The organism is Bradyrhizobium sp. HKCCYLS3013 (assembly GCF_051167615.1).
In the GTDB taxonomy this organism is placed as follows: Bacteria; Pseudomonadota; Alphaproteobacteria; order Rhizobiales; family Xanthobacteraceae; genus Bradyrhizobium.
This window is the reverse complement of the sequence record NZ_JBNPTK010000013.1, coordinates 15,970-37,129: the sequence shown is the minus strand read 5'-3', so window position 1 is coordinate 37,129 and position 21,160 is coordinate 15,970. Positions and strand designations below refer to the sequence as shown.

At 64.4% G+C, this 21,160-nt stretch carries 16 protein-coding genes; 7 read left to right on the top strand and 9 right to left on the bottom strand.

Features of this window, described 5'->3' with window-relative positions; translation table 11 throughout:
- Positions 1-34 precede the first annotated feature (34 nt).
- Positions 35-1,267 carry an ABC transporter substrate-binding protein gene (locus ACQR1F_RS22335; protein ID WP_316179363.1) on the top strand — a complete coding sequence of 411 codons (1,233 nt, stop codon included), beginning with the start codon at positions 35-37 and terminating at the stop codon, positions 1,265-1,267.
- Between the two features lie 991 nt (positions 1,268-2,258).
- On the opposite strand, the gene ACQR1F_RS22330 is transcribed toward ACQR1F_RS22335, so the two are convergent.
- Positions 2,259-3,032: a helix-turn-helix domain-containing protein gene (locus tag ACQR1F_RS22330; RefSeq protein ID WP_434913882.1), complete on the bottom strand. Its 774-nt coding sequence runs from the start codon at positions 3,030-3,032 to the stop codon at positions 2,259-2,261.
- 200 nt (positions 3,033-3,232) lie between these two features.
- On the opposite strand from ACQR1F_RS22330, the gene ACQR1F_RS22325 reads away from it, so the two are divergent.
- The 4 genes from ACQR1F_RS22325 to ACQR1F_RS22310 all read left to right on the top strand — a co-directional run bounded on the left by ACQR1F_RS22325 (position 3,233) and on the right by ACQR1F_RS22310 (position 7,880).
- On the top strand, positions 3,233-5,500 hold the full coding sequence (locus tag ACQR1F_RS22325) for a marine proteobacterial sortase target protein (protein WP_434913881.1): 2,268 nt from the start codon (positions 3,233-3,235) through the stop codon (positions 5,498-5,500).
- Positions 5,501-5,600: 100 nt separating this feature from the next.
- Positions 5,601-6,170, top strand: a complete 570-nt coding sequence (locus tag ACQR1F_RS22320; protein WP_434913880.1) for a class GN sortase — start codon at positions 5,601-5,603, stop codon at positions 6,168-6,170.
- Positions 6,171-6,284: 114 nt separating this feature from the next.
- Positions 6,285-7,001, top strand: a complete 717-nt coding sequence (locus ACQR1F_RS22315) for a DUF1614 domain-containing protein (protein ID WP_434838162.1) — start codon at positions 6,285-6,287, stop codon at positions 6,999-7,001.
- Positions 7,002-7,058: 57 nt separating this feature from the next.
- On the top strand, positions 7,059-7,880 hold the full coding sequence (locus ACQR1F_RS22310; protein WP_434913879.1) for an MlaD family protein: 822 nt from the start codon (positions 7,059-7,061) through the stop codon (positions 7,878-7,880).
- Positions 7,881-7,909: 29 nt separating this feature from the next.
- Here ACQR1F_RS22310 and ACQR1F_RS22305 read toward each other — a convergent pair whose 3' ends face one another.
- The 7 genes from ACQR1F_RS22305 to urtA all read right to left on the bottom strand — a co-directional run bounded on the left by ACQR1F_RS22305 (position 7,910) and on the right by urtA (position 14,889).
- Positions 7,910-8,251: an FmdB family zinc ribbon protein gene (locus ACQR1F_RS22305; protein WP_434913878.1), complete on the bottom strand. Its 342-nt coding sequence runs from the start codon at positions 8,249-8,251 to the stop codon at positions 7,910-7,912.
- 99 nt (positions 8,252-8,350) lie between these two features.
- Positions 8,351-9,580 carry a formamidase gene (gene fmdA, locus ACQR1F_RS22300; RefSeq protein ID WP_009031409.1) on the bottom strand — a complete coding sequence of 410 codons (1,230 nt, stop codon included), beginning with the start codon at positions 9,578-9,580 and terminating at the stop codon, positions 8,351-8,353.
- Between the two features lie 36 nt (positions 9,581-9,616).
- Positions 9,617-10,306 carry an urea ABC transporter ATP-binding subunit UrtE gene (gene urtE, locus ACQR1F_RS22295; protein WP_434913877.1) on the bottom strand — a complete coding sequence of 230 codons (690 nt, stop codon included), beginning with the start codon at positions 10,304-10,306 and terminating at the stop codon, positions 9,617-9,619.
- 200 nt (positions 10,307-10,506) lie between these two features.
- A complete protein-coding gene (urtD, locus tag ACQR1F_RS22290; protein ID WP_315801683.1) occupies positions 10,507-11,262 on the bottom strand; it encodes an urea ABC transporter ATP-binding protein UrtD in 756 nt (251 codons plus the stop codon).
- A 10-nt stretch (positions 11,263-11,272) separates the two neighbouring features.
- Positions 11,273-12,412 carry an urea ABC transporter permease subunit UrtC gene (urtC, locus tag ACQR1F_RS22285; RefSeq protein WP_315801684.1) on the bottom strand — a complete coding sequence of 380 codons (1,140 nt, stop codon included), beginning with the start codon at positions 12,410-12,412 and terminating at the stop codon, positions 11,273-11,275.
- Positions 12,413-12,450: 38 nt separating this feature from the next.
- On the bottom strand, positions 12,451-13,377 hold the full coding sequence (gene urtB / locus ACQR1F_RS22280; RefSeq protein ID WP_315801685.1) for an urea ABC transporter permease subunit UrtB: 927 nt from the start codon (positions 13,375-13,377) through the stop codon (positions 12,451-12,453).
- 249 nt (positions 13,378-13,626) lie between these two features.
- The gene (urtA, locus tag ACQR1F_RS22275; RefSeq protein WP_315801686.1) at positions 13,627-14,889 is read right to left on the bottom strand and encodes an urea ABC transporter substrate-binding protein; all 1,263 of its coding nucleotides are present in this window, start codon (positions 14,887-14,889) and stop codon (positions 13,627-13,629) included.
- Between the two features lie 183 nt (positions 14,890-15,072).
- Between urtA and ACQR1F_RS22270 the strand changes: the two genes are divergently transcribed.
- Together ACQR1F_RS22270 and ACQR1F_RS22265 are read left to right on the top strand one after the other, a co-directional pair.
- Complete coding sequence (locus ACQR1F_RS22270; RefSeq protein ID WP_434913876.1) at positions 15,073-18,447, top strand: hybrid sensor histidine kinase/response regulator; 3,375 nt, start codon at positions 15,073-15,075, stop codon at positions 18,445-18,447.
- Positions 18,437-19,348, top strand: a complete 912-nt coding sequence (locus ACQR1F_RS22265) for a response regulator transcription factor (protein WP_316179431.1) — start codon at positions 18,437-18,439, stop codon at positions 19,346-19,348. Before ACQR1F_RS22270 ends, ACQR1F_RS22265 begins: the two co-directional genes overlap by 11 nt.
- A 230-nt stretch (positions 19,349-19,578) precedes the next feature.
- Here ACQR1F_RS22265 and ACQR1F_RS22260 read toward each other — a convergent pair whose 3' ends face one another.
- Positions 19,579-21,081 (bottom strand): flavin-containing monooxygenase, encoded by a 1,503-nt coding sequence (locus tag ACQR1F_RS22260; protein ID WP_434913875.1) that lies wholly within the window; start codon positions 21,079-21,081, stop codon positions 19,579-19,581.
- Between the last annotated feature and the right edge of the window lie 79 nt (positions 21,082-21,160).

The window sequence follows — 21,160 nt, the reverse complement described above, 5'->3', positions numbered from 1 at the left end:
AATCACGAAAATTCAACCAGAGGAAGCCCAGGGAATGTTGCCGATGACGACCAGGACACTGCTCTCATTCGCGGCCGCGGCCGCCTTTTCCGTACTGGCGAGCCAGAGCGCCCTTGCGCAAAAGAAATACGACACCGGCGCCACCGACACCGAGATCAAGATCGGCAATGTCGAGGCCTATAGCGGCCCGGCCTCGGCCTACGGCATCATCGGCAAGACCGAGGAAGCCTATTTCAAGATGATCAACGACCAGGGCGGCATCAACGGTCGCCGGATCAACTTCATCTCCTATGACGACGGCTACAGCCCGCCGAAGACGGTCGAGCAGGTGCGCAAGCTGATCGAGAGCGACGAGGTGTTCCTGGTGTTCAACGCGCTGGGCACGCCGACGCAGACCGCCGTGCAGAAATATCACAACGCCAAGAAGGTGCCGCAGCTGTTCCTCGCCACCGGCGCCAGCAAGTGGAACGACCCGAAGGAATTCCCCTGGACGATGGGCTTCCAGCCCAGCTATCGCGTCGAGGCGCGGATCTTCGCCAAGTATATCTTGAAGGAAAAGCCGAACGCGAAGATCGCGATCTTCTACGCCAATGACGATTTCGGCAAGGACTATGTCCTCGGCATCAAGGAGGTACTGGGCGACAAGGCCAAGACCATGATCGTGGCCGAGGAGAGCTACGAGACCTCGGAGCCGTCGATCGATGCTCATATCGTCAAGCTGAAGGGCACCGGCGCCGACGTGTTCGTCAACATCGCGACGCCGAAATTCGCAGCCCAGGCGATCAAGAAGATCGCCGAGCTCGAGTGGAAGCCGATGCACCTGATGACCGACGTCTCGATCTCGATCGGCGCCGTGATGAAGCCGGCCGGCCTCGAAGCCTCCGAGGGCGTGCTCTCCGCCGGCTATCTCAAGGACCCGTCGGATCCGCAGTGGAAGGACGACGAGGGCATGAAGAAGTTCATGGCCTTCATCGACAAGTACATGCCCGGCGCCAACATCTCCGACGCCAACCTCGCCTATGGCTATGCCGCGGCGCAGACCATGGTGCAGACCCTGAAGCAGTGCGGCGACACTCTGACCCGCGAGAACGTCATGAAGCAGGCCGCCAGCCTGAAGGATTTTGCACCGGACACCCTGATCCCCGGCATCAAGGTCAACACCGGCCCGAATGATTTCGCCCCGATCGAGCAGCTCAAGATGATGCAGTTCAAGGGCGGCAAGTGGGATCTGTTCGGCGACATCATCAGCGCTGACGTCGGGGGGTAGGTTCACGCACGCGCCGGGTGGTAGACCCGCGCGCAATTGATGCCCACGTTCTAACCACGATACCGGTCGACTCCCCTCCCCCTTGCGGGGAGGGGAGTCGACCGGTATCGGGTCAAATTCTGCCAAGCAAAATCTTCTTGCTATTTTTCCGAATCCATGTTTCTCTCTCGCCATCCCGCCTCACTGCGGAGGGGCGTTACGCGCGATCGTCACGACACGCGAGGCGGGGATGCGGTGGCCGCGAGAGATCGCAGCGTCTTCTTACGAAGGCGCGGACGAACGATCGCTTGCGGACGTGAAGTCGCAGCGTCCTGACACCCCGAAGCTGGTGTCTCCCGCGCAACGCGCAAGCATTGTCGCGGCATGGTGGCCAACAAGCCGGTGCACCAGGGAGACTGCGTATAAGCGTTCAACCCATCGCGCAGGGAATGCCGGCGTGCTCGGCTTTGCCTGTGGTACCTGCCGCCTGCATTTTTTTCGCAGGCGGGCCATGGGTGAGGCCTTCACCCGGCATTCCCTGCGCCCTCTGCACGTGAAGAGGGACGGACTGATTGAAACCTCGGGCGAGTGTCGCCGCGAGACTGCGATGACACGTCCTTAGTCGATTGTCTGCTGATCGATCCGATCTGTCGTTGAGACGTTCGGCTGCTTGAACGTCGCGCTGTTTGATCCCGTGAATCCGCCTCACCCCACCGCCGTCGTCCCGGACAAGCCGTGACGCGCGAAGCGCGGCACGGTGCCGATCCGGGACCCATACTCCGCGGCGGTGATGTGGCGCGAAAAAGCCAATGACCAGCCGGACTCAAACCGCTCCCTGGGGGTATGGGTCCCGGCGTTCGCCGGGACGACGCTGCATGGCTAGAAGCACGGCGGCAACTACAAACTCCGTCATTGCGAGCGAAGCGAAGCAATCCAGGGCCGAGTTCACGACTCTGGATTGCTTCGTCGCTTCGCTCCTCGCAATGACGGTGGTTAGTCGTGTGCCCAAATCTCACGGCACGCCCTGCACGAACAGCGCAAACGGCTCCTCGACGGTCTTGCGCAGATGCTCGCGATAAAACCCGTAATGTAGATCGTCAGTCCCTAGTCTGCCGAAGCTCGGCTCCACCACATTGCGCAGCGGCAGCAGCGCGATCGGCGCGGCGATCGGCGTCAGCAGCGAGCCGCGGCCCGCCAGGAGCGTCGTGATGATGCCGTACATCTCGCCGGTGATGGTCGGCCTGGAGACCGTGATCAGGCGGTGCTGGCCGTGGCGGTTGGTGACGAGGTAGACGAAGCCGGACTGGTTTGGCACGGCCACCTCGCCGAACTGCGTGAACGACGCATCGAGCCGCGCGCCTTCGCGAAACGTCAGCGACGACGCGGCATCGTCCCAGACGATGTCGGTGCGGTAGGCGTAGATCGCGTCCTTGTCGCCGAATGACGGGCGCAAGGTGACGTAGGTGCCCTCGATCCACTCCACAGCCCGCCGCGAATAGGAGCCGAGGCTGTCGGGTGCAATGCCGCCGCTCGCGGCAGGCGCGGCGAGAGGTGCGCTCGGCGCCTTGCGCAGGGACATGCCGAGCGCCTGCTCGAGCCTGACAATGGTGGCGAGCGTGAACGGGCGGCGGCCGCCGAGCGCCTTCTCAAGGGTCGAGAGGCTCAGCTTGGCCTGCTCCGCCAGCGCCTGCCGCGACATCCGGCGCCGCGCGATCTCCTCGCGGACGGTCTCGGCGACCTGCCGGCTCTGCTCGTCGGAAAGCTCGCTGTTGTCCGGTATCGACATCCTGTCCCCTGCCGCGTGATGCGCACCTCTTCTAGCAGACGGACAAATCAGCACAAACCCGGACAGATCAGCCGCGCTCTCGACCACGACAGGACATGCGCGGGCGGGCGGCGGCCGAACAAGACCGACCATTCCGCTCGCGGTGCCGGCGCGCTGCGCCCAGTCTCGGCCTGCCGAATTTGTTCGTTGCGGAGGCAATGATGAGCGAGACAATGGACCACGATATCAGGAGCAGCACCCATCCGGTCAGGTCATGGATCGTGACCATGCTGCTATTCCTGCTGCTCCAGGCCGCCGCCGTGCTGCTGGTCGGCTTCACGGCGCTGTTTCTCAGCGTCACCCCTGGCTGGTCCGCCGAAGGGCCATTGGCGCCGCTGACCAGGCCGGGCGACGCCCGCTCCGGCGCACTGCTGTTCAAGTCCGACGGCCGCTATGCCGAGGCGCCGCGGCTCGGCATCGATGTCGACATCGTCGTCTCCGGCCCGACCGCGCGGGTGCGCGTGACGCAGCTGTTCAAGAACACCAGCTCGCAATGGATGGAGGCGGTCTATGTCTATCCGCTGCCACCCGACAGCGCGGTCGACACACTGAAGATGATCGTCGGCGACCGCGTCGTGGTCGGCGACATCAAGCCGCGCGAACAAGCCAAGGTGATCTATGAGCAGGCCAAGCGCGACGGCAAGACCGCGGCGCTCACCGAGCAGGAGCGACCGAACATCTTCACCAACTCGCTCGCCAATATCGGCCCCGGCGAGACCGTGCTGGTGCAGATCGAATATCAGCAGCCGGTGGCCGCGAGCGGCGGCGAGTTCTCGCTGCGGGTGCCGCTGGTCGTGGCGCCGCGCTACAATCCGGCGCCGATCGTGCAGAGCGTCGATCTGCGCCCGGGCGGCAACGGCTGGGGCGCAGCGAGCAACGATCCCGTGCCTGATCGCGACCGCATCTCGCCGGAGGTGCTCGACCCAGCCAAGACCGATCCGGTCAATCCGACGAGGATCACGGTGCGGCTGCAGGCAGGCTTCGTCATCGGCGAGGTCAAGAGCCACCATCACCAGGTGACGATCGACAGCCCCGATGCGAAGACGCGTGTCGTGACACTCGCCGAGGGCGTGGTGCCGGCCGATCGCGATTTCGAGCTGACCTGGAAGCCGGCGGCCGCCGCGACGCCGTCGGTCGGCCTGTTCCACGAGCAGGTCGGCGATGCCGACTATCTGCTCGCCTTCGTCACGCCTCCCGCAGTGACGGCGTCGGCACAGCGTCCGCAGCCGCGCGACGTGATCTTCGTGATCGACAATTCCGGCTCGATGGGCGGCACCTCGATCCGCCAGGCCAAGGCCAGCCTGCTCTATGCGCTGAACCGCCTGCAGCCGGGCGACCGCTTCAACGTGATCCGCTTCGACGACACCATGACCGTGCTGTTTCCCGCCTCGGTGCCGGCCGATGCCGAGCATGTCGGCAGCGCGACCAGCTTCGTCAGTGCGCTCGACGCGCGCGGCGGCACCGAGATGGTGCCGGCGATGCGCGCGGCGCTGACCGACGACGGCAGCGACTCCGACCGCGTGCGTCAGGTGGTGTTTCTGACCGATGGTGCCATCGGCAACGAGCAGCAGCTGTTCGAGACCATCACCGCGATGCGCGGCCGCTCGCGCATCTTCATGGTCGGCATCGGCTCGGCGCCGAACACCTATCTGATGACGCGCGCCGCCGAGCTCGGACGCGGCGCCTTCACCCATATCGGTTCGGTCGAGCAGGTCGAGGACCGCATGCGCGATTTGTTCGCCAAGCTGGAGAACCCGGTGGTGACTGGGCTGAGCGCGACGTTCTCCGAAGCCTCTGCCGACCTCACGCCCACGGTGCTGCCGGACGTCTATCGCAACGAGCCGCTGGTGCTGGCCGCCAAAATCGATCGCCTCGCCGGATCGCTGCAGCTCAAGGGCCGCATCGGCGACCAGCCCTGGACCATCACGCTGCCGCTGTCCGGCGCCGCCGAGGGCAAGGGCCTCTCAAAGCTGTGGGCGCGGCGCAAGATCGGCGATGCCGAGGTGGCGAAGACGATGCGGCAGATGACGCCGGAGGAAGCCGACGGCGCCATTCTGAAGCTCGCGCTGGAGCACCAGCTGGTGAGCCGCCTGACCAGCCTCGTCGCCGTCGACAAGACGCCGCGCCGTCCCGACGGCGAGCCGCTGAGGCTCGCCGAACTGCCGATCAACCTGCCGGCCGGCTGGGACTACGAGAAGGTGTTCGGCGAACGCGGCCGGATTCCGGCGATGCAGAAGGAGCGCCGCGCTGAAGCAGACCACGACGTCCAGCTCGCCGCGCTGAAGCGGCCGGTGGTGCCGGCAGCGCCTGCGACGGTCACGCTGCCGAAGACGGCGACCGATGCGGAGCTCAGCATGCTGCTCGGGTTGGGCCTGCTGATGCTCGAACTGATCTGGCTCGTCGCGATCAGGCGGCGGGCTGCCAACTAAGCAATGTCGTCATTGCGAGGAGCGAAGCGACGAAGCAATCCAGGGGCTGCACAACGACTCTGGATTGCTTCGCTTTGCTCGCAATGACGGAGGAGAGAGAATGCCACGATTTGTCATCCCGCTCGCAGTCGCGCTTGTCGGCCTCATCCTGTTCGGCCACGGCGCCCTCATCCATGCCAAGGCGATCGTGGCGCAGGTGCTGCTCGATCGCGCCTTCACCCAGACCATTGCGACCGGCCATGCGGTCAAGCCGTGGTCCTGGGCCGACATGGTCCCGGTGGCGCGCATCGAGGTGAAGAGCCTCGGCGTCTCCACCATCGCGCTGGCCGGCTCGAGCGGCCAGGCACTCGCCTTCGGCGCCGGCCATGTCGAGGGCACGGCCGAGCCGGGCGAGACCGGAATCGCCGTCTATTCCGCCCATCGCGACACGCACTTCCGCTTCCTGAAGGACGTCAGCATCGGCGACGAGATCGACATCGTCAGGCGCGACGGCAAGACCTTCCGCTATCGCGCCGACGGGGCCAGCGTCGTGCGTTTCGATGCGTCCGGCATCGATCCGGACACCGAACGCCCTGAGCTCGTGCTCTCCACCTGCTGGCCGTTCGACGCGCTGACGCAGGGCCCGGAGCGCTACGTGCTGCACGCCACGCTGATCGCGTCTGAAGAATGAACGAGACCATGGCTGCCCTTGGGAACCAGGCGCCGAATGACCATTTGTCACCCTGTCGCCCGCGTGAGATGATCCTGCGCGGGCGGCACGGTCCATCATCGAAGCGCTTTCGACATGCATTCCCAGATCCAATATCTGCCGATCACGCCCGTATTCTTTGCGATCCTGGTGCTCGCCTTCGGCGTCCTGATCGTCCTGATCCAGCTCGGCATCCTGCGCTACGCCTACATGAAGCTCGGCGTCAGCTCGGGCACCGCGATGCTGCTGCTGTTCGGCTCGCTGGTCGGCAGCTATTTCAACATCCCGATCACCATGCTGCCTGGGCAGGTCGCGCGCTCTGGCGAGATCATCGACTTTTTCGGCATGCAATATGTCGTGCCGTTGGTGCATCAATGGCCGGGTACTCTGCTCGCCGTGAATGTCGGCGGCGCGGTGATCCCGACGATCATGTCGACCTATCTCATGCTGCGCTACCAGCTCTGGCTGCGCGCCGCGATCGCGGTGCTGGTGATCGCCGTGATCATCCACGCGATGGCGACGCCGGTGCAGGGCGTCGGCATCGCCGTGCCGGTGTTCGCGCCGGTGGTCGTGACCGCGATCCTGGCGTTCCTGCTGTCGCGCGAATATGCCGCGCCGCTGGCCTATATCGGCGGCTCGATGGGCACGCTGGTCGGCGCCGACCTGATGAACCTCGACAAGATCGGCAGCCTCGGCGCGCCCGTGGCCTCGATCGGCGGCGCCGGGACGTTCGATGGCATTTTTCTCACCGGTATCCTGGCGGTGCTGCTGGCCGGCCTCGCCGCGCCCTCCCGGCCGGGCCTCGCGCGCTGAGCTTTCAACCGGGAGACATTGCGGTTAAAATCGAGCAGAGGCAGCAGTGGACACGGAATGCGCGCCATCAATCTCATCGTGGGAACCCTGACGATCGCCGCCGTCGCGGCCGGGATCAGCGGCGTCCTGATCAAACAGAAGCGTCGCATTGCCGAGCAGCGCAGCATGATGCGTGTCGTGTTCGACGGCGGCTCGGCGGCGGGCCTGCGCAAGGGCGGGCCGGTGAATTTCGACGGCGTACAGGCCGGGCAGATCCTGTCGATCAAGCTCGAAAGCCCGCGCAAGATCGTTGCCATGATCACGCTCGACAATTCGGCGCCGATCCGCAGGGACACAACGGCAGGCATCGAGTTCCAGGGCCTGACCGGCATCGCCGCGATCTCGCTGGTCGGCGGCGCGCCAACGGCCCCGCCGGTCCCGCTCGATCGCGACGGCGTGCCGGTGCTGACGGCCGATCTCAAGGACCAGGAGACGATGGTCGAGACGGTGCACAACATCGACAAATACATCGTCAGCAATGCGCCGGCGATCAAGGATGCGCTGCAGAGCTTCGAGACCGAGACCGCCTCGCTCCAGGCCAAGACCGCGGCCTTCGACTCCGCGATCGACAAGGCCGAGGACATCTTCAAGGGCTTCGACACGCTGGTGACCAAGATCGACGGCGCCATTCCCGGTTTCGCCGACGGCAATCCCGGGCAGCTGTTCGATCAGATCAAATCGATGCGCGAGCTCGTCGACGGCTTCAAGCGCAAGTCCGCCAAGGTGATCGACGAGAGCCGCAAGACGCTGCTCGACATCAGCGACGGCGCCAATGCGATGAGCGTCAAGTTCGGCGGCCAGCCCGCGCCGGGACCGCGGCGGGTGCCGGCGTCACGCTGAGGGGCGGCCGCGCCGCCCCTCGCATTCGCTCAGTGGCTGATCATCCACGGTCGCGCCGTCGGAAAGCCCTTGGCGCCACTCTTGGACTTGGTCATCAGCCGCGCCGGCTTCTTCGGCGAGCAGCAGCCGCAGCCCGCACCGTGCTTGGCCTTGTATTCGGCCACTGTCTGCGGCGCGTGGCGGCTGCGCTCGTTGGTGGCATGCGCCGTACGCCGCTCCGCCGGCATGCAGGCGAAGGCGGGCGCGGTGAGGATTACCCGCGGCGCCATGTTCTGGCATTGCGGACAGACCTGCGGCTCATCACATTCCGACATCGGGCGCATGTCGGTGAAGGGGCCGCATTCGTCACAGAGATATTCATAGACCGGCATTGTCTCGTCTCCTGCGCAACATCGTCTCTCTCGTCCGCGCGGCGGATGCGGGGCGGCCAAATACGCGGCCGTCCCGCATCCCGTCGCACAGGGAGAGGGTTATTTGTCCGGCGAGATCGGCATCTGGATGTCGCCCTTGATGTGCTTGATCGGGCCTGCCGCCGACGGCATCACGTCGAAGTCGAAGATCTCGGTCGGCAGCCACAAGGTCGCGCAGGCATTGGGCACGTCGACCACGCCGGAGATGTGACCCTGCACCGGCGCGGTGCCGAGGATCGAATAGGCCTGGGCGCCGGAGTAGCCGAACTTCTTCAGGTACTCGATCGCGTTGAGACAGGCCTGGCGATAGGCGATATGGACGTCGAGGTAATGCTGCTTGCCGGCCTCGTCGACCGAGATGCCCTCGAAGATCAGGTAGTCGCGATAGTTCGGCGTGATCGGCGACGGCTTGAAGATCGGGTTCTTGATGCCGTATTTCGCCACGCCGTCCTTGATGACGTCGACCTTGATGTGCAGCCAGCCCGCCATTTCAATGGCGCCGCAGAAGGTGATCTCGCCGTCGCCCTGGCTGAAGTGCAGATCGCCCATCGAGAGGCCGCCGCCGGGCACATAGACGGGGAAGTAGATCTTCGAACCGCGCGACAGGTCCTTGATGTCGCAATTGCCGCCATGCTCGCGCGGCGGCACGGTGCGGGCACCCTCGGCGCCGATCTTGGCCTTGACGTCACCCTTGGCCTGGCCGGCATGCGCGGTCGGCGCGAATGGCGGATTGGCGAGGCCCGGCACGCGGGTCGGGTTGGTCGCGATCAGCGCCGTCTCACGCTCGTTCCAGGTCGCGAGCAGCTTCGGATCAGGCAGACAGCCGATCAGGCCGGGATGGATCAGGCCGGCGAAGTTCACGCCAGGGACGTGACGCGAAGAGGTGTAGAGGCCCTTGATGTCCCAGATCGACTTCTGCGCCAGCGGGAAGTGGTCGGTCAGGAAACCGCCGCCGTTCTGCTTGGAGAAGAAACCGTTGAAGCCCCACAGGCTCTCCTTCAGCGGACCGACGTCGAGCAGGTCGACGACCAGCAGGTCGCCCGGCTCGGCGCCCTTGACGCCGATCGGGCCCGAGAGGAAGTGCACGATCGACAGGTCGATGTCGCGCACGTCGTCGGCCGAGTCGTTGTTCTTGATGAAGCCGCCGGTCCAGTCATAGGTCTCGATGATGAAGTCGTCGCCGGGATTGACCCACTCCACCATCGGAATGTCCGGGTGCCAGCGGTTGTGCACCTTGTCGTTCTCGTAGGCCGACTTGGTCAGATCGACCTTGATCAGTGTGTCAGGCATCAAGAGCTCCCCTTTACCTTTGCTTGGACGGAGTGGTTAGACGGACAGATATTTCGAGACCTGCGCGGCATCGACCTGCTCGCGCGGATCGTCGCGGACGATCTCGCCGTTCTCGATCACCAGCACGCGGTCGGCGATGTCGAGCGCGAAGCTCAGCACCTGCTCGGAGACAACGATGGACAGCCCTTTCTCGTCGCGGATGCGCTTCAGGGTGCGCGCCATCTCCTTGATGATCGACGGCTGGATGCCCTCGGTCGGCTCATCGAGCAGCAGCACCTTCGGCTTGGTGGCGAGCGCGCGGGCGATCGCGAGCTGCTGCTGCTGGCCGCCGGAGAGATTGCCGCCGCGTCGGCCCTTCATCTCGAGCAGCACTGGAAACAGCTCGTAGATGTCGCCGGGCACCTCGGACTCGCCGGAGACGACGAGGCCGGTCTCGATATTCTCCTTGACCGTCATCGTCGAGAAGATCATGCGGCCCTGCGGCACGTAGGCGAGACCCTTGGCGACGCGCTCGTAGCTCTTCAGGCCCGACAGCTCGGTGCCGTTCATGTCGATGGAGCCGCTCTTGGATGGCAGGATGCCCATCAGCGACTTCATCAGCGTGGTCTTGCCCATGCCGTTGCGCCCCATGATCGCAACGATCTCGTTGGGCGCGACCTTGACATTCAGGCCATGCAGCACTTCGCTCTGGCCATAGGCGACATGGAGATCGGAGATTGCGAGCATCAATGGCTCCTGCAAAGTGATGAATTGGGACAAGGCTGCAGCAACATCGGCAGTGCGCTCCCTCCCCCCTTGTGGGGGAGGGTTGGGGAGGGGGGTAGCCCCAAGCGATACTGCCGCCGTGGGCCCCCTCCCCTAGCCCCTCCCCACAAGGGGGAGGGGAACGCAGCGTCACTCGGAGCAAACAAGATCGCGATCATCGCTCAGTGCCCCAGATAGACTTCGACGACCTTGGGGTCGTTCTTGACCTTGTCCATCGTGCCCTCGGACAGGATCTGCCCCTGGTGCAGCACGGTGACCTTGTGGGCGATGTCCTCGACGAACTTCATGTCGTGCTCGATCACGAGCACCGAGCGGTCCTTGATGATGCGGTTGAGCAGCTCGGCGGTCTTGGCGCGCTCGCTCACGCTCATGCCGGCCACGGGCTCGTCGAGCATCAGAAGGTCCGGGTTCTGGATCAGCAGCATGCCGATTTCGAGCCACTGCTTCTGGCCATGGCTGAGCTCGGCCGCCGAGGTCTTGAGACGATCCTTCAGGAAGATCATCTCCGCGACCTCCTCGACGCGATCCTTGACGACCGCGTCGCGCTGGAAGGTCAGCGAGCCGAACACGGTGCGGCCGCGCGGAAAGGATATCTCGAGATTCTCGAACACGCTGAGATCCTCGAACACCGACGGCGTCTGGAACTTGCGGCCAACACCGGTCTTGACGATCTCGTTCTCGCGCAGCTTGGTCAGCTCCTTGCCGCGGAACTGGATCGAGCCCGAGGTCGCTTTGGTTTTGCCGCAGATCAGGTCGAGCACCGTGGTCTTGCCGGCGCCGTTCGGGCCGATGATGACGCGGATCTCGTTCTCTTCGACGTAGAAGGAGAGATCGTTGACCGCCTTGAAGCCGTCGAACGAGACGGTGAGGGCTTCGACCGCGAGCAGGAATTCCTTGGGCTGATGACCGATGAGCATCGCTGTCTCCTCACTCTGCGGGGGCGCCGTTGGCGACCAGGCCGCCATTGCCGGGCTTCTTGCTGCGGGACGCCAGCAGCCGGTCGATGCGCGGCTGCACGTAGTCACCCCAGATTCCGGCCAATCCGTTCGGGAAGGCGAGAACCACGGCGATGAACAAGGCACCCAAGCCGAACAGCCAGAGCTGCGGGAAGGTCTCCGACAGGCTGGTCTTGGCGAAGTTGACGAGGAGCGAGCCATAGACCGCGCCGAAGATCGAGAGCCGGCCGCCGACCGCCGTGTAGATCACCATCTCGATCGACGGCACGATGCCGACGAAGGACGGCGACATGAAGCCGACCTCGAGCGTGAACAGCGCGCCGCCGACCGCGGCGAATACCGCCGCGGCGCAGAAGGCGAAGATCTTGAAATTCGCGACGCTGTAGCCGGAGAAGCGGACCCGGTCCTCCTGCTCCCGCATCGCCACCAGGATGCGGCCGAGCTTGGTGAGACGGATGAACTGCGCGACCAGGATGGCGGCGAACAGGAAGAACACCTCGACGAAGTAGAGGATGTATTTGGCGTGATCGGTGCGGATGTCCCAGCCGTGCAGGGTGCGCAGGTCGGTGATGCCGTTGATGCCGCCGGTGTAGCCCTGCTGTCCCACGATCAGGATGGTCATGATGGCCGCGATCGCCTGGGTGATGATGGCGAAGTAGACGCCGCCGACACGCCGCTTGAACATCGCAGCGCCGATGATGAAGGCGAAGATCGCCGGCACCAGGATGATCGCGGCGAGCGCGAACGGGAAGCTCTGGAACGGCTTCCAGAAGAACGGCAGCTGCGTCAGCTGATTCCAGTCCATGAAGTCGGGAATGCCAGGGGTCGACTGGATCTTGGTGTTGGCGACGCTGGAGGCCTCCAGTTTCAGAAACATCGCCATGCAGTAGCCGCCGAGGCCGAAGAACACACCCTGCCCCAGGCTGAGAATGCCGCCATAGCCCCAGCACAGCACCAGGCCGATGGCGACGAAGGAGTACGTCAGGTACTTCGCGACCAGGTTGAGGCGGAAGATGTCGACCGCCAGCGGCAGGATGACCACGAGCAGAAGCAGCAGAGAGACGAAGCCGATGAGCTCGGAGCGATTGAAGAAGCGCGTATTGATGATCATGACGGTGCTTTCTGATTCCCGATTCCTGCGCGTTCCGGCTATTTGCGGACCTTGAGGGCGAACAGGCCCTGCGGCCGCAGCATCAGGATGGCGACGATCGCCAGCAGAGTGAGCACCTTGGCCATCGAGCCGGACATGAAGAACTCCATCGTCGACTGCGCCTGGGAGATGGTGAAGGCAGAGGCGATGGTGCCGATCAGGCTGGCGGCGCCGCCGAACACGACGACCAGGAAGGTGTCGACGATGTAGAGCTGGCCGGCGGTCGGGCCGGTCGAGCCGATCATCGTGAAGGCGGAGCCGGCGACACCGGCGATGCCGCAGCCGAGACCGAAGGTGTAGCGGTCGACCTTCTCGGTGTTGATGCCGACGGCGCCGGCCATCACGCGGTTCTGCACGACGGCGCGGACCTGCTTGCCCCAGCGCGACAGGAAGAGGACATAGGCGACCACGATCGTGATCAGAATGGTCAGGCACATCACGAACATGCCGTTGATCGGAATCTGGATCGCGTCAGTCGCCTGCCAGGAGCCCATCATCCACTCAGGCAGTTCGACGCCGACCTCGCGCGCGCCAAACACCGAGCGATAAGCCTGCTGCAGGATCAGGCTGAGGCCCCAGGTCGCGAGCAGCGTATCGAGCGGCCGCTTGTAGAGCCGGCGGATCATCGCCCACTCGACCAGCATGCCGAGCGCTCCGGAGGCGATGAAGGCCAGCATCATCGCGACGAAGAAGTAGCCTGGAAACAACGACGGCAGGAAATGCTGGAAGGCGTTCGAGGTCATCCAGGTGACGTAGGCGCCGAGGATCATGAACTCGCCATGCGCCATGTTGATGACGCCCATCTGGCCGAAGATGATGGCAAGCCCCAGCGCCATCAGCACGTAGACCGAAAACAGGATGAGGCCTGCGAACCCCTGCATCGCGAAGATGGCCCCGAGGTCGCCGATGGAATAGTCACCGAACATGATCCGTCCTCTCGTGATGCGTGGTGTCGGTGCGCACTGACTTGCGATGCGCGTTGGCGCCCGCAGCATTGCCGCCGGTAAGGTCGTTCCCTCCCCCCTTGTGGGGGAGGGCCAGGGAGGGGGGTCCACACGACGAACTGTGGGTGGGGTACCCCCCTCCCCAACCCTCCCCCACAAGGGGGGAGGGAGCGCACTGGTTGTGCGGCAACGGCGTCGCTTCATCGGCCGTCGCAATGCGCGACTCGCGACTTACTGATAGCCCTTCGGGAACGGATCGGGCTCGACCAGGTCGGCGGTCTCGTAGATCAGCTCGTACTGACCGTCCGCCTTGGCGCGGCCGACGCGGGTCTTGGACCAGAGATGGTGGTTCTCATGGATCCGGACATAGCCTTCCGGCGCGCCCTTGAACTCGATGCCGGGCGAGGCGGCGGCGACCTTGTCGATGTCGAAGCTGCCGGCCTTCTCGACGGTCAGCTTCCACAGCCACGGACCGAGATAGGCGGCTTGCGTCACGTCGCCGATCACGGTCTTCTCACCCCACATCTTCTTGAAATCGGCGACGAAGGCCTTGTTGTTGGGGTTGTCGAGCGACTGGAAGTACTTCATGCAGGCATAGGCGCCCGCGATGTTCTCACCGCCGATGCCATCGATCTCGTCTTCAGTCACGGAGATGGTGAGCAAGGTCTGCTTCGACATGTCGATGCCGGCGGCTTTCAGCTGCTTGTAGAACGCGACATTGGAGCCGCCGACGATGATCGCGTAGATCACGTCCGGCTTGGTCAGCTTGATCTTGTTGATGACCGAGTTGAACTGGGTGTGGCCGAGCGGGAAGTACTCTTCGCCGACGACCTTGCAGCCCTGCAGATGGCCCTCGATGTGCTTGCGCGCGATCTTGTTCGAGGTGCGCGGCCAGATGTAGTCGGAGCCGAGCAGGTAGAAGGTCTTCGCACCCTTGGTCTTGTTGACCCAGTCGAGGCCGGCGATGATCTGCTGGGTGGCTTCCTGGCCGGTGTAGATGACGTTCTTGGACTGCTCGAGGCCTTCGTAGAAGGTCGGGTAGTACAGCATGCCGTTGTACTGCTCGAACACCGGCAGCACCGCCTTGCGCGAGGCCGAGGTCCAGCAGCCCATCACGGCGGCGCACTTGTCGTTGACCAGGAGCTTCTTGGCCTTCTCCGCGAAGGTCGGCCAATCCGAGGCGCCGTCCTCCTGGATGTACTTGATCTTGCGGCCGAGCACGCCGCCGGCGGCATTGATCTGCTCGATCGCGAGCTTCTCGGCCTGCACCGACCCTGTCTCGGAGATCGCCATCGTGCCGGTGACCGAATGCAGGATGCCGACCGTCACTTCGCTATCGGTGACTGCAAGTCCGGTGGTGTTGACAGCGGAGGTTGCGGGACCGGCGCCAAAGGATGGCCGCGGCATCATGGCCAGCGCCGGGATTGCGGCCATTCCCATCAGCAATTGGCGCCGAAGCGGCGACTTCAGGCCCTTTTTGGTTTCGTCTGACATGAGCACCCCATTCATTGGTTCGAGGACACGCGTTGGGTCAGACGAAGGATGGCGCGGTTTGTGCAACGCACGGATACGCAAGATTGCGTATACTGCACCGCAAAAGCGCGACGTAGGCTCTGCGTAGGTCTTGCGAGGGGCAGGCGAGTTGCGGACAAGCGCCCGCGGGTGAGGAGTTCGAAAGTGGCAGGGCGGCAGCGGATCGACCGCGTCAGGCGCCAGTACAACCAGTGGGTCGCCAACCAGACGTTGGAGGACTATGCGCTCCGCTTCACGGCCAAGAGCGCGCGGCGCTGGTCGGCCGCCCGCGTCGCCAACACCGCGCTGGGCGCAATCTCGTTCCTGGCGCTGGAGGCCATCGGCGGCACAATCACCTTGAACTACGGCGTGACCAATGCGACCGCCGCCATCCTGGTCGCCAGCGTGATCATCTTCTGCTGCGGCCTGCCGATCGCCTATCATGCGGCGAAATGCGGTATCGACATCGACCTGCTGACGCGTGGCGCCGGCTTCGGCTACATCGGCTCCACCATCACCTCGCTCATCTACGCCTCCTTCACCTTCATCTTCTTCGCCATCGAGGCGGTGATCCTCGCCTCCGCCCTCGAGATGTGCTTCGGCATTCCGCGCCCGGTCGGCTATCTCATCAGCGCCGTCGTCATCATCCCGCTCGTGACCTACGGCATCACGCTGATCAGCCGCTTCCAACTATGGACGCAGCCGCTGTGGGTCGTGCTGCACGTCCTGCCCTTTGCCGCAATCGCCTATGCGAGCCCGCACTCCTTCGCCGATTGGCTGCAGTTTCCCGGCGAGCATGGCGATCCCATGGGCCATCTCGATCTGGCGCTGTTCGGGACCGCGGCGGCGGTCGTGTTCTCGCTGGTCGCCCAGATCGGCGAGCAGGTCGACTTCCTGCGCTTTCTGCCGCGCGATCGCCGCACGTCGAAACGGTCATGGTGGATTGCGCTGTTATCCGCAGGCCCCGGCTGGATCGTGCTCGGTGCGCTGAAGCTGCTGGCGGGCTCGTTCCTGGCCTACTTCGCGCTCAGCCATGGAGTCTCGGCCGACCGCGCCGCCGAACCGGCACACATGTATCTCGAGGCGTTCCGCTACGTGCTGGCCCGGCCGGACCTGGCGCTTGCGCTGACAGGTACCTTCGTGATCGTGTCCCAGATCAAGATCAACGTCACCAATGCCTATGCCGGCTCGATCGCCTGGTCGAACTTCTTCTCCCGCCTGACCCACAGTCATCCGGGACGCGTCGTGTGGCTCGTATTCAACGTCGTTGTCGCGCTGCTGCTGATGGAGATCGGCGTCTACAAGGCGCTGGAGCAGACGCTGGCGCTGTACTCCAACATCGCCATCTCCTGGGTCGGCGCGCTGGTCGCGGACCTCGTGATCAACAAGCCGCTGGGCCTGCGCCCACCGCAGATGGAGTTCAAGCGCGCCCATCTCTACGACATCAATCCGGTCGGCGTCGGCGCGATGACGATCGCCACGATCGTCTCGATCTGCGCCTTCTATGGCCTGTTCGGTCCGACCGGAAAGGCGCTGTCGACTTTCGTCGCGCTCGGCGTCGCGCTCGTCACCGCGCCCGCGATCGCCTATCTGACCGACGGAAAGTACTATCTGGCGCGCAAGCCGAAGCGGAGCTGGCAGAACATCGAGCAGATCCAATGCTGCATCTGTGAGCATCATTTCGAGCCGGAGGACACCGCCTCCTGCCCGGCCTATGCCGGCCCGATCTGCTCGCTGTGCTGCTCGCTCGACGCTCGCTGTCACGATCTGTGCAAACCGCACGCGCGGGCGCAAGCCCAGGTCGCCGCGGCGCTTGGCGGCATGCTGCCGGGGTCGGTGCTCGCCAAGATCAACTCGCAGCTCGGTCACTATGTCGGTGTCTTTCTGACATCGGCCGGACTCGTCGCGCTGACGCTCGGCATGATCTATCTGGAGACCTCGGCGGCGCTGCCAGGATTCAAGGGCATCATCTCCGACGTGCTGTGGAAGGTGTTCTTCGCTCTCTCCATCATCATCGGCGTCGTGACCTGGCTGTTCGTGCTGGCGCAGCAGAGCCGTCGCGCCGCCGAGGCCGAGACACGCCGGCAGACGCAGCTGTTGATTCAGGAGATCGAGGCGCACAAGCGCACCGACGCCGAGCTGCAGCGCGCCAAGGAGGTTGCGGAGTCCGCCAACCTTGCCAAGAGCCGCTATGTCGTCGGCCTCAGCCACGAGCTGCGCTCGCCGCTGAACGCGATCTCCGGCTATGCGCAACTGCTCGAGCAGGACACGAGCCTCGCACCAAAGCCGCGGGACCAGGTCCGCGTCGTCCGCCGCAGCGCCGATCATCTGTCCGGCCTGATCGACGGCATCCTCGATATCTCCAAGATCGAAGCCGGGCGGCTGTATCTGTCGCGCGACGAGGTCCGTCTCAGCGAATTCCTCGACCAGCTTGTGGGCATGTTCCGATTGCAAGCCGCCGCCAAGGGCGTCGACTTCGTGTTCAAGCGGCCGGCGGTGCTGCCGCTGGTCGTCTACGCCGACGAGAAACGGCTGCGCCAGATCCTGATCAACCTGCTGTCGAATGCGATCAAATTCACCGCGGAAGGCAGCGTCCAGTTCGTCGTGCATTATCGCAGTCCGGTCGCGGAGTTCGAGGTGATTGATACCGGGCCCGGCATCCAGCCCGACGACCTCGAGCGCATCTTTGCGCCGTTCGAGCGCGGCGCGCTCGGGGTCGCTCAACCGCAGACCGGCACGGGACTGGGCCTGACGATCAGCCGCCTGCTCGCCGGGGTGATGGGCGGCGACATCAAGGTCGAGAGCAGGGTCGGCGTCGGCAGCACGTTCAAGGTCAAGATCCTGCTGTCCGAGGTCACCAACCCGACGCGGCATGCACCGGTGAAGGCGCCGGTCGCCGGCTATCTCGGACCGCGCAGGACGATCCTGATCACCGACGACGATCCCGTTCATCGCGACCTCCTGCGCGAGGTGCTGACGCCGCTCGGATTCATCCTGCTGAGCGCGCCCGACGGTCCCGCCTGCCTCGCGCTCGCACAGCACTGCCAGCCGGATCTGTTCATTCTGGACATCTCGATGCCCGGCATGGACGGCTGGACGGTGGCCGAGACCTTGCGCAACAGCGGTCATCATCAGGCCCGGATCCTGATGACATCTGCGAGCGCGCTCGAAGCGCATGGCCGGCCGCTGGCGCAACCATTCCACGACAGCTACCTGATGAAGCCGATCGACATCCCAAGGCTGCTGGAGGCGATACGTCAATTGCTGAAGCTCGAATGGAGCTACCAGACCGACATCCCAGCGGCGCCGCCACGCTGGCGGCCGGACACCGGGTCCCGGCCCCCGCTCAACTATGTCGAGGAGCTGATGAGCCTCGGCCAGATCGGCTACATCAGGGCCATTCAGCTCAAGCTCGACGACATCAGCAACGCGCATCCGGAGCATGCCGACTTCGTCGCCCAGATGCGCACGCTTATCGACCGCTTCGATCTCGATCAGTACATGGCCACTCTGAAGACCTTGCATGCCTATGAGCACTGACAGCAGGAAGCGCGATGTCGCGCTGGTGGTGGACGACTCGCCGGAGACGCTTCGGCTGCTCACCGACGCGCTGGATGGTGCCGGCATGACGGTCATGGTCGCACTCGATGGCGCCGCGGCCATGCGCATCATCGACCAGATCACGCCGGACATCATCCTGCTCGACGCCGTCATGCCCGGCATGGACGGCTTCGAGACGTGCCGCAAGCTCAAGCGCGAGACGGGTCTCTCCAACGTCCCCGTCATCTTCATGACCGGGCTCGCCGATACCGAGCATATCGTGAAGGGACTGGAGGCCGGCGGCGTCGACTACGTCACCAAGCCGATCGCCGTCTCGGAGATGCTGGCGCGCATCCGCGTGCATCTCGCCAACGCCCGGATGACGCAGAGTGCGCGCGCCGCGCTCGACGTCTCCGGCCGCTTCCTGCTCGCCGTCAACCGCGAGGGACGGCTGATGTGGGCAACGCCGCAGGCGCAGAAGCTGCTGTCGGACAGTTTTGGCACCGCCGAGGAGCTCGTTCTTCCCGAAGCGCTGCGGCTCTGGCTGGATCAGGCGCAGAACGGCGGCGGGAAGGCCGCCGCTTCGATCCCCGATCATCCCGAATTGCGCCTCTACTACATGGGCGGAGCCGGGCCCAACGAGTTCCTGCTGCGGCTCGCCAAGGAGTCCTCCGGTGAGTTGCCAAAGGAATTCTCCAGCGAGTTCGGTCTCACGACGCGCGAGGGCGAAGTGCTGTCATGGCTCTCTAAGGGCAAGACCAACCGCGACATCGCACAGATCCTGGGACTGAGCCCGCGGACCGTCGACAAGCACCTCGAGCAGATCTACGCCAAGCTCGGCGTCGAGAACCGAACCGCCGCCGCGGCGATCGCGACGGGGGTGACGCGGCGGGAGGGATGAGACGGGCGGCGCACTCAGAAGCGCGCTCTGAAACTCGCTGTCGTCCCGGGCAAGCCCGCTGACGCACAGCGTCAACGGGCGCCGACCCGGGACCCATACCGCGTGATCTCGCTTGGGGCAGGATGTAAGCTGGCGTCGTGCCTCACATATCCGGCTGTGGTTATGGATCCCCGCGTTCGCGGGGATGACACCGAGGTTAGAGCGACAGCGAGTACTCCACCCCTCGGCGCTCACCCATATACGAACGCCGGATCATCCAGATCGATCGCCGGAATCTGGTCCTTCTCGCTCCAATAGTCCTGGCTGTGCTGCCACTCCGGCTTGTCGCCGCGCTTGGGCAGCAGATGCATGTTGCGCATCATATAGCCGGGATTGAAGTTCTCCGGGTCGATCCATGGCAGCAGCGGCATGTTGTGATCCTCCGGGCGCAGCGCCGGCACGACCTTGCTCACGCCCTTCTCCTTCATGTGCGCGAGCAGGCGGCACACGAAATCCGCGACCAGATCGGTGCGCAACGTCCAGCTGGCGCGGAAATAGCCGAACACCCAGGCGAGGTTCGGCACACCCGTGAACATCATGCCGCGATAGGTCACGGTGTCGGCAAAGTCGAGCGGCTTGCCGTCGATCGAGAATGCAATGTCGCCGAGCACGCAAAGATCAAAGCCGGTGGCAGTGATGATGATGTCGGCCTTGAGCTCGTCGCCGGACTTCAGCTTGATGCCGCCTTCGGTGAAGCGTTCGATCTCGTCGGTGACGACGGAGGCTTTGCCACTCTTGATGCCCTCGAACAGATCGGCATCCGGCACGAACGCGATGCGCTGTCGCCACGGGCGATAGCTCGGGGTGAAATGCTTGGCCGCCTGTTCGGGGCCGATGATGGCGCTGATCTGGCCGATCAGCTCCTTCTTGACCTGCTCGGGCTCCGTCAAGCAGCGCTTGGTGAACCAATCCTGCTCGAACAGGATCTTGCGCCTGACGATCTCGTGGATCCACTCCTCCTTGACATCAAGCCGACGCAACTCCTCGGCCAGCTCGATCGCGTTGCGGCCGATGCGGAAGTAGGTCGGCGAGCGCTGCAGCATCGTCACATGCGCGCATTTTCCGGCGATCGACGGCAGGATGGTCGCGGCCGTCGCACCGGAGCCGATGACCACGACCTGCTTGCCGGTGAGATCGAGATCCTCGGGCCAGAGTTGCGGATGCACGATGCGGCCCTTGAATTTCGCCATGTTCGGCCACTCCGGCGTGTAGCCCTTGGAGTGGCGGTAGTAGCCCTGGCACATCCAGAGGAAATTCGTGGTGAAGGTGACGGGCTGCTGATCCCTGCCCTTCACGGCTTGGACCGTCCAGAGATTGGTCGCGCTCGACCAACTGGCCGACACGATGCGATGGCCGTAGCGGATGTGGCGGCCGAGATCGTTCTCTTCAATCACCTCGCCCATGTAGCTGAGGATTTCTTCCGCGGTCGCGATCGGCGGCCCGACCCACGGCTTGAAGCTGTATCCAAACGTGTGCAGGTCGCTGTCGGAGCGGATGCCGGGATAGCGGTGCGTCCGCCAGGTGCCGCCGAAGCCGTCCTGGCTCTCCAGGATCACGAAGCGCTTGTCGGGCATCTGCCTGGTCAACTGATAGGCGCTGCCGACACCGGAGATGCCGGCGCCGACGATGAGCACGTCGAAATGTTCGGTCGCGTGAGAGGACGCGGCCTCCCGGATGGGCGCGATGACGTTCATGGGAGTCCCTGGGCTTTGGTCTTGATGTTGTTTCCTCGCGTGACAGGCTGAACCCGATCACAGCGACGGTCAACCCATC

Coding starts and splice junctions, on each gene's coding strand:
- ACQR1F_RS22335 (WP_316179363.1), top strand. CDS start 35: ATGTTGCCGATGACGACCAGGACACTGCTCTCATTCGCGGCCGCGGCC.
- ACQR1F_RS22330 (WP_434913882.1), bottom strand. CDS start 3,032: ATGTCGATACCGGACAACAGCGAGCTTTCCGACGAGCAGAGCCGGCAG.
- ACQR1F_RS22325 (WP_434913881.1), top strand. CDS start 3,233: ATGAGCGAGACAATGGACCACGATATCAGGAGCAGCACCCATCCGGTC.
- ACQR1F_RS22320 (WP_434913880.1), top strand. CDS start 5,601: ATGCCACGATTTGTCATCCCGCTCGCAGTCGCGCTTGTCGGCCTCATC.
- ACQR1F_RS22315 (WP_434838162.1), top strand. CDS start 6,285: ATGCATTCCCAGATCCAATATCTGCCGATCACGCCCGTATTCTTTGCG.
- ACQR1F_RS22310 (WP_434913879.1), top strand. CDS start 7,059: ATGCGCGCCATCAATCTCATCGTGGGAACCCTGACGATCGCCGCCGTC.
- ACQR1F_RS22305 (WP_434913878.1), bottom strand. CDS start 8,251: ATGCCGGTCTATGAATATCTCTGTGACGAATGCGGCCCCTTCACCGAC.
- fmdA (WP_009031409.1), bottom strand. CDS start 9,580: ATGCCTGACACACTGATCAAGGTCGATCTGACCAAGTCGGCCTACGAG.
- urtE (WP_434913877.1), bottom strand. CDS start 10,306: ATGCTCGCAATCTCCGATCTCCATGTCGCCTATGGCCAGAGCGAAGTG.
- urtD (WP_315801683.1), bottom strand. CDS start 11,262: ATGCTCATCGGTCATCAGCCCAAGGAATTCCTGCTCGCGGTCGAAGCC.
- urtC (WP_315801684.1), bottom strand. CDS start 12,412: ATGATCATCAATACGCGCTTCTTCAATCGCTCCGAGCTCATCGGCTTC.
- urtB (WP_315801685.1), bottom strand. CDS start 13,377: ATGTTCGGTGACTATTCCATCGGCGACCTCGGGGCCATCTTCGCGATG.
- urtA (WP_315801686.1), bottom strand. CDS start 14,889: ATGTCAGACGAAACCAAAAAGGGCCTGAAGTCGCCGCTTCGGCGCCAA.
- ACQR1F_RS22265 (WP_316179431.1), top strand. CDS start 18,437: ATGAGCACTGACAGCAGGAAGCGCGATGTCGCGCTGGTGGTGGACGAC.
- ACQR1F_RS22260 (WP_434913875.1), bottom strand. CDS start 21,081: ATGAACGTCATCGCGCCCATCCGGGAGGCCGCGTCCTCTCACGCGACC.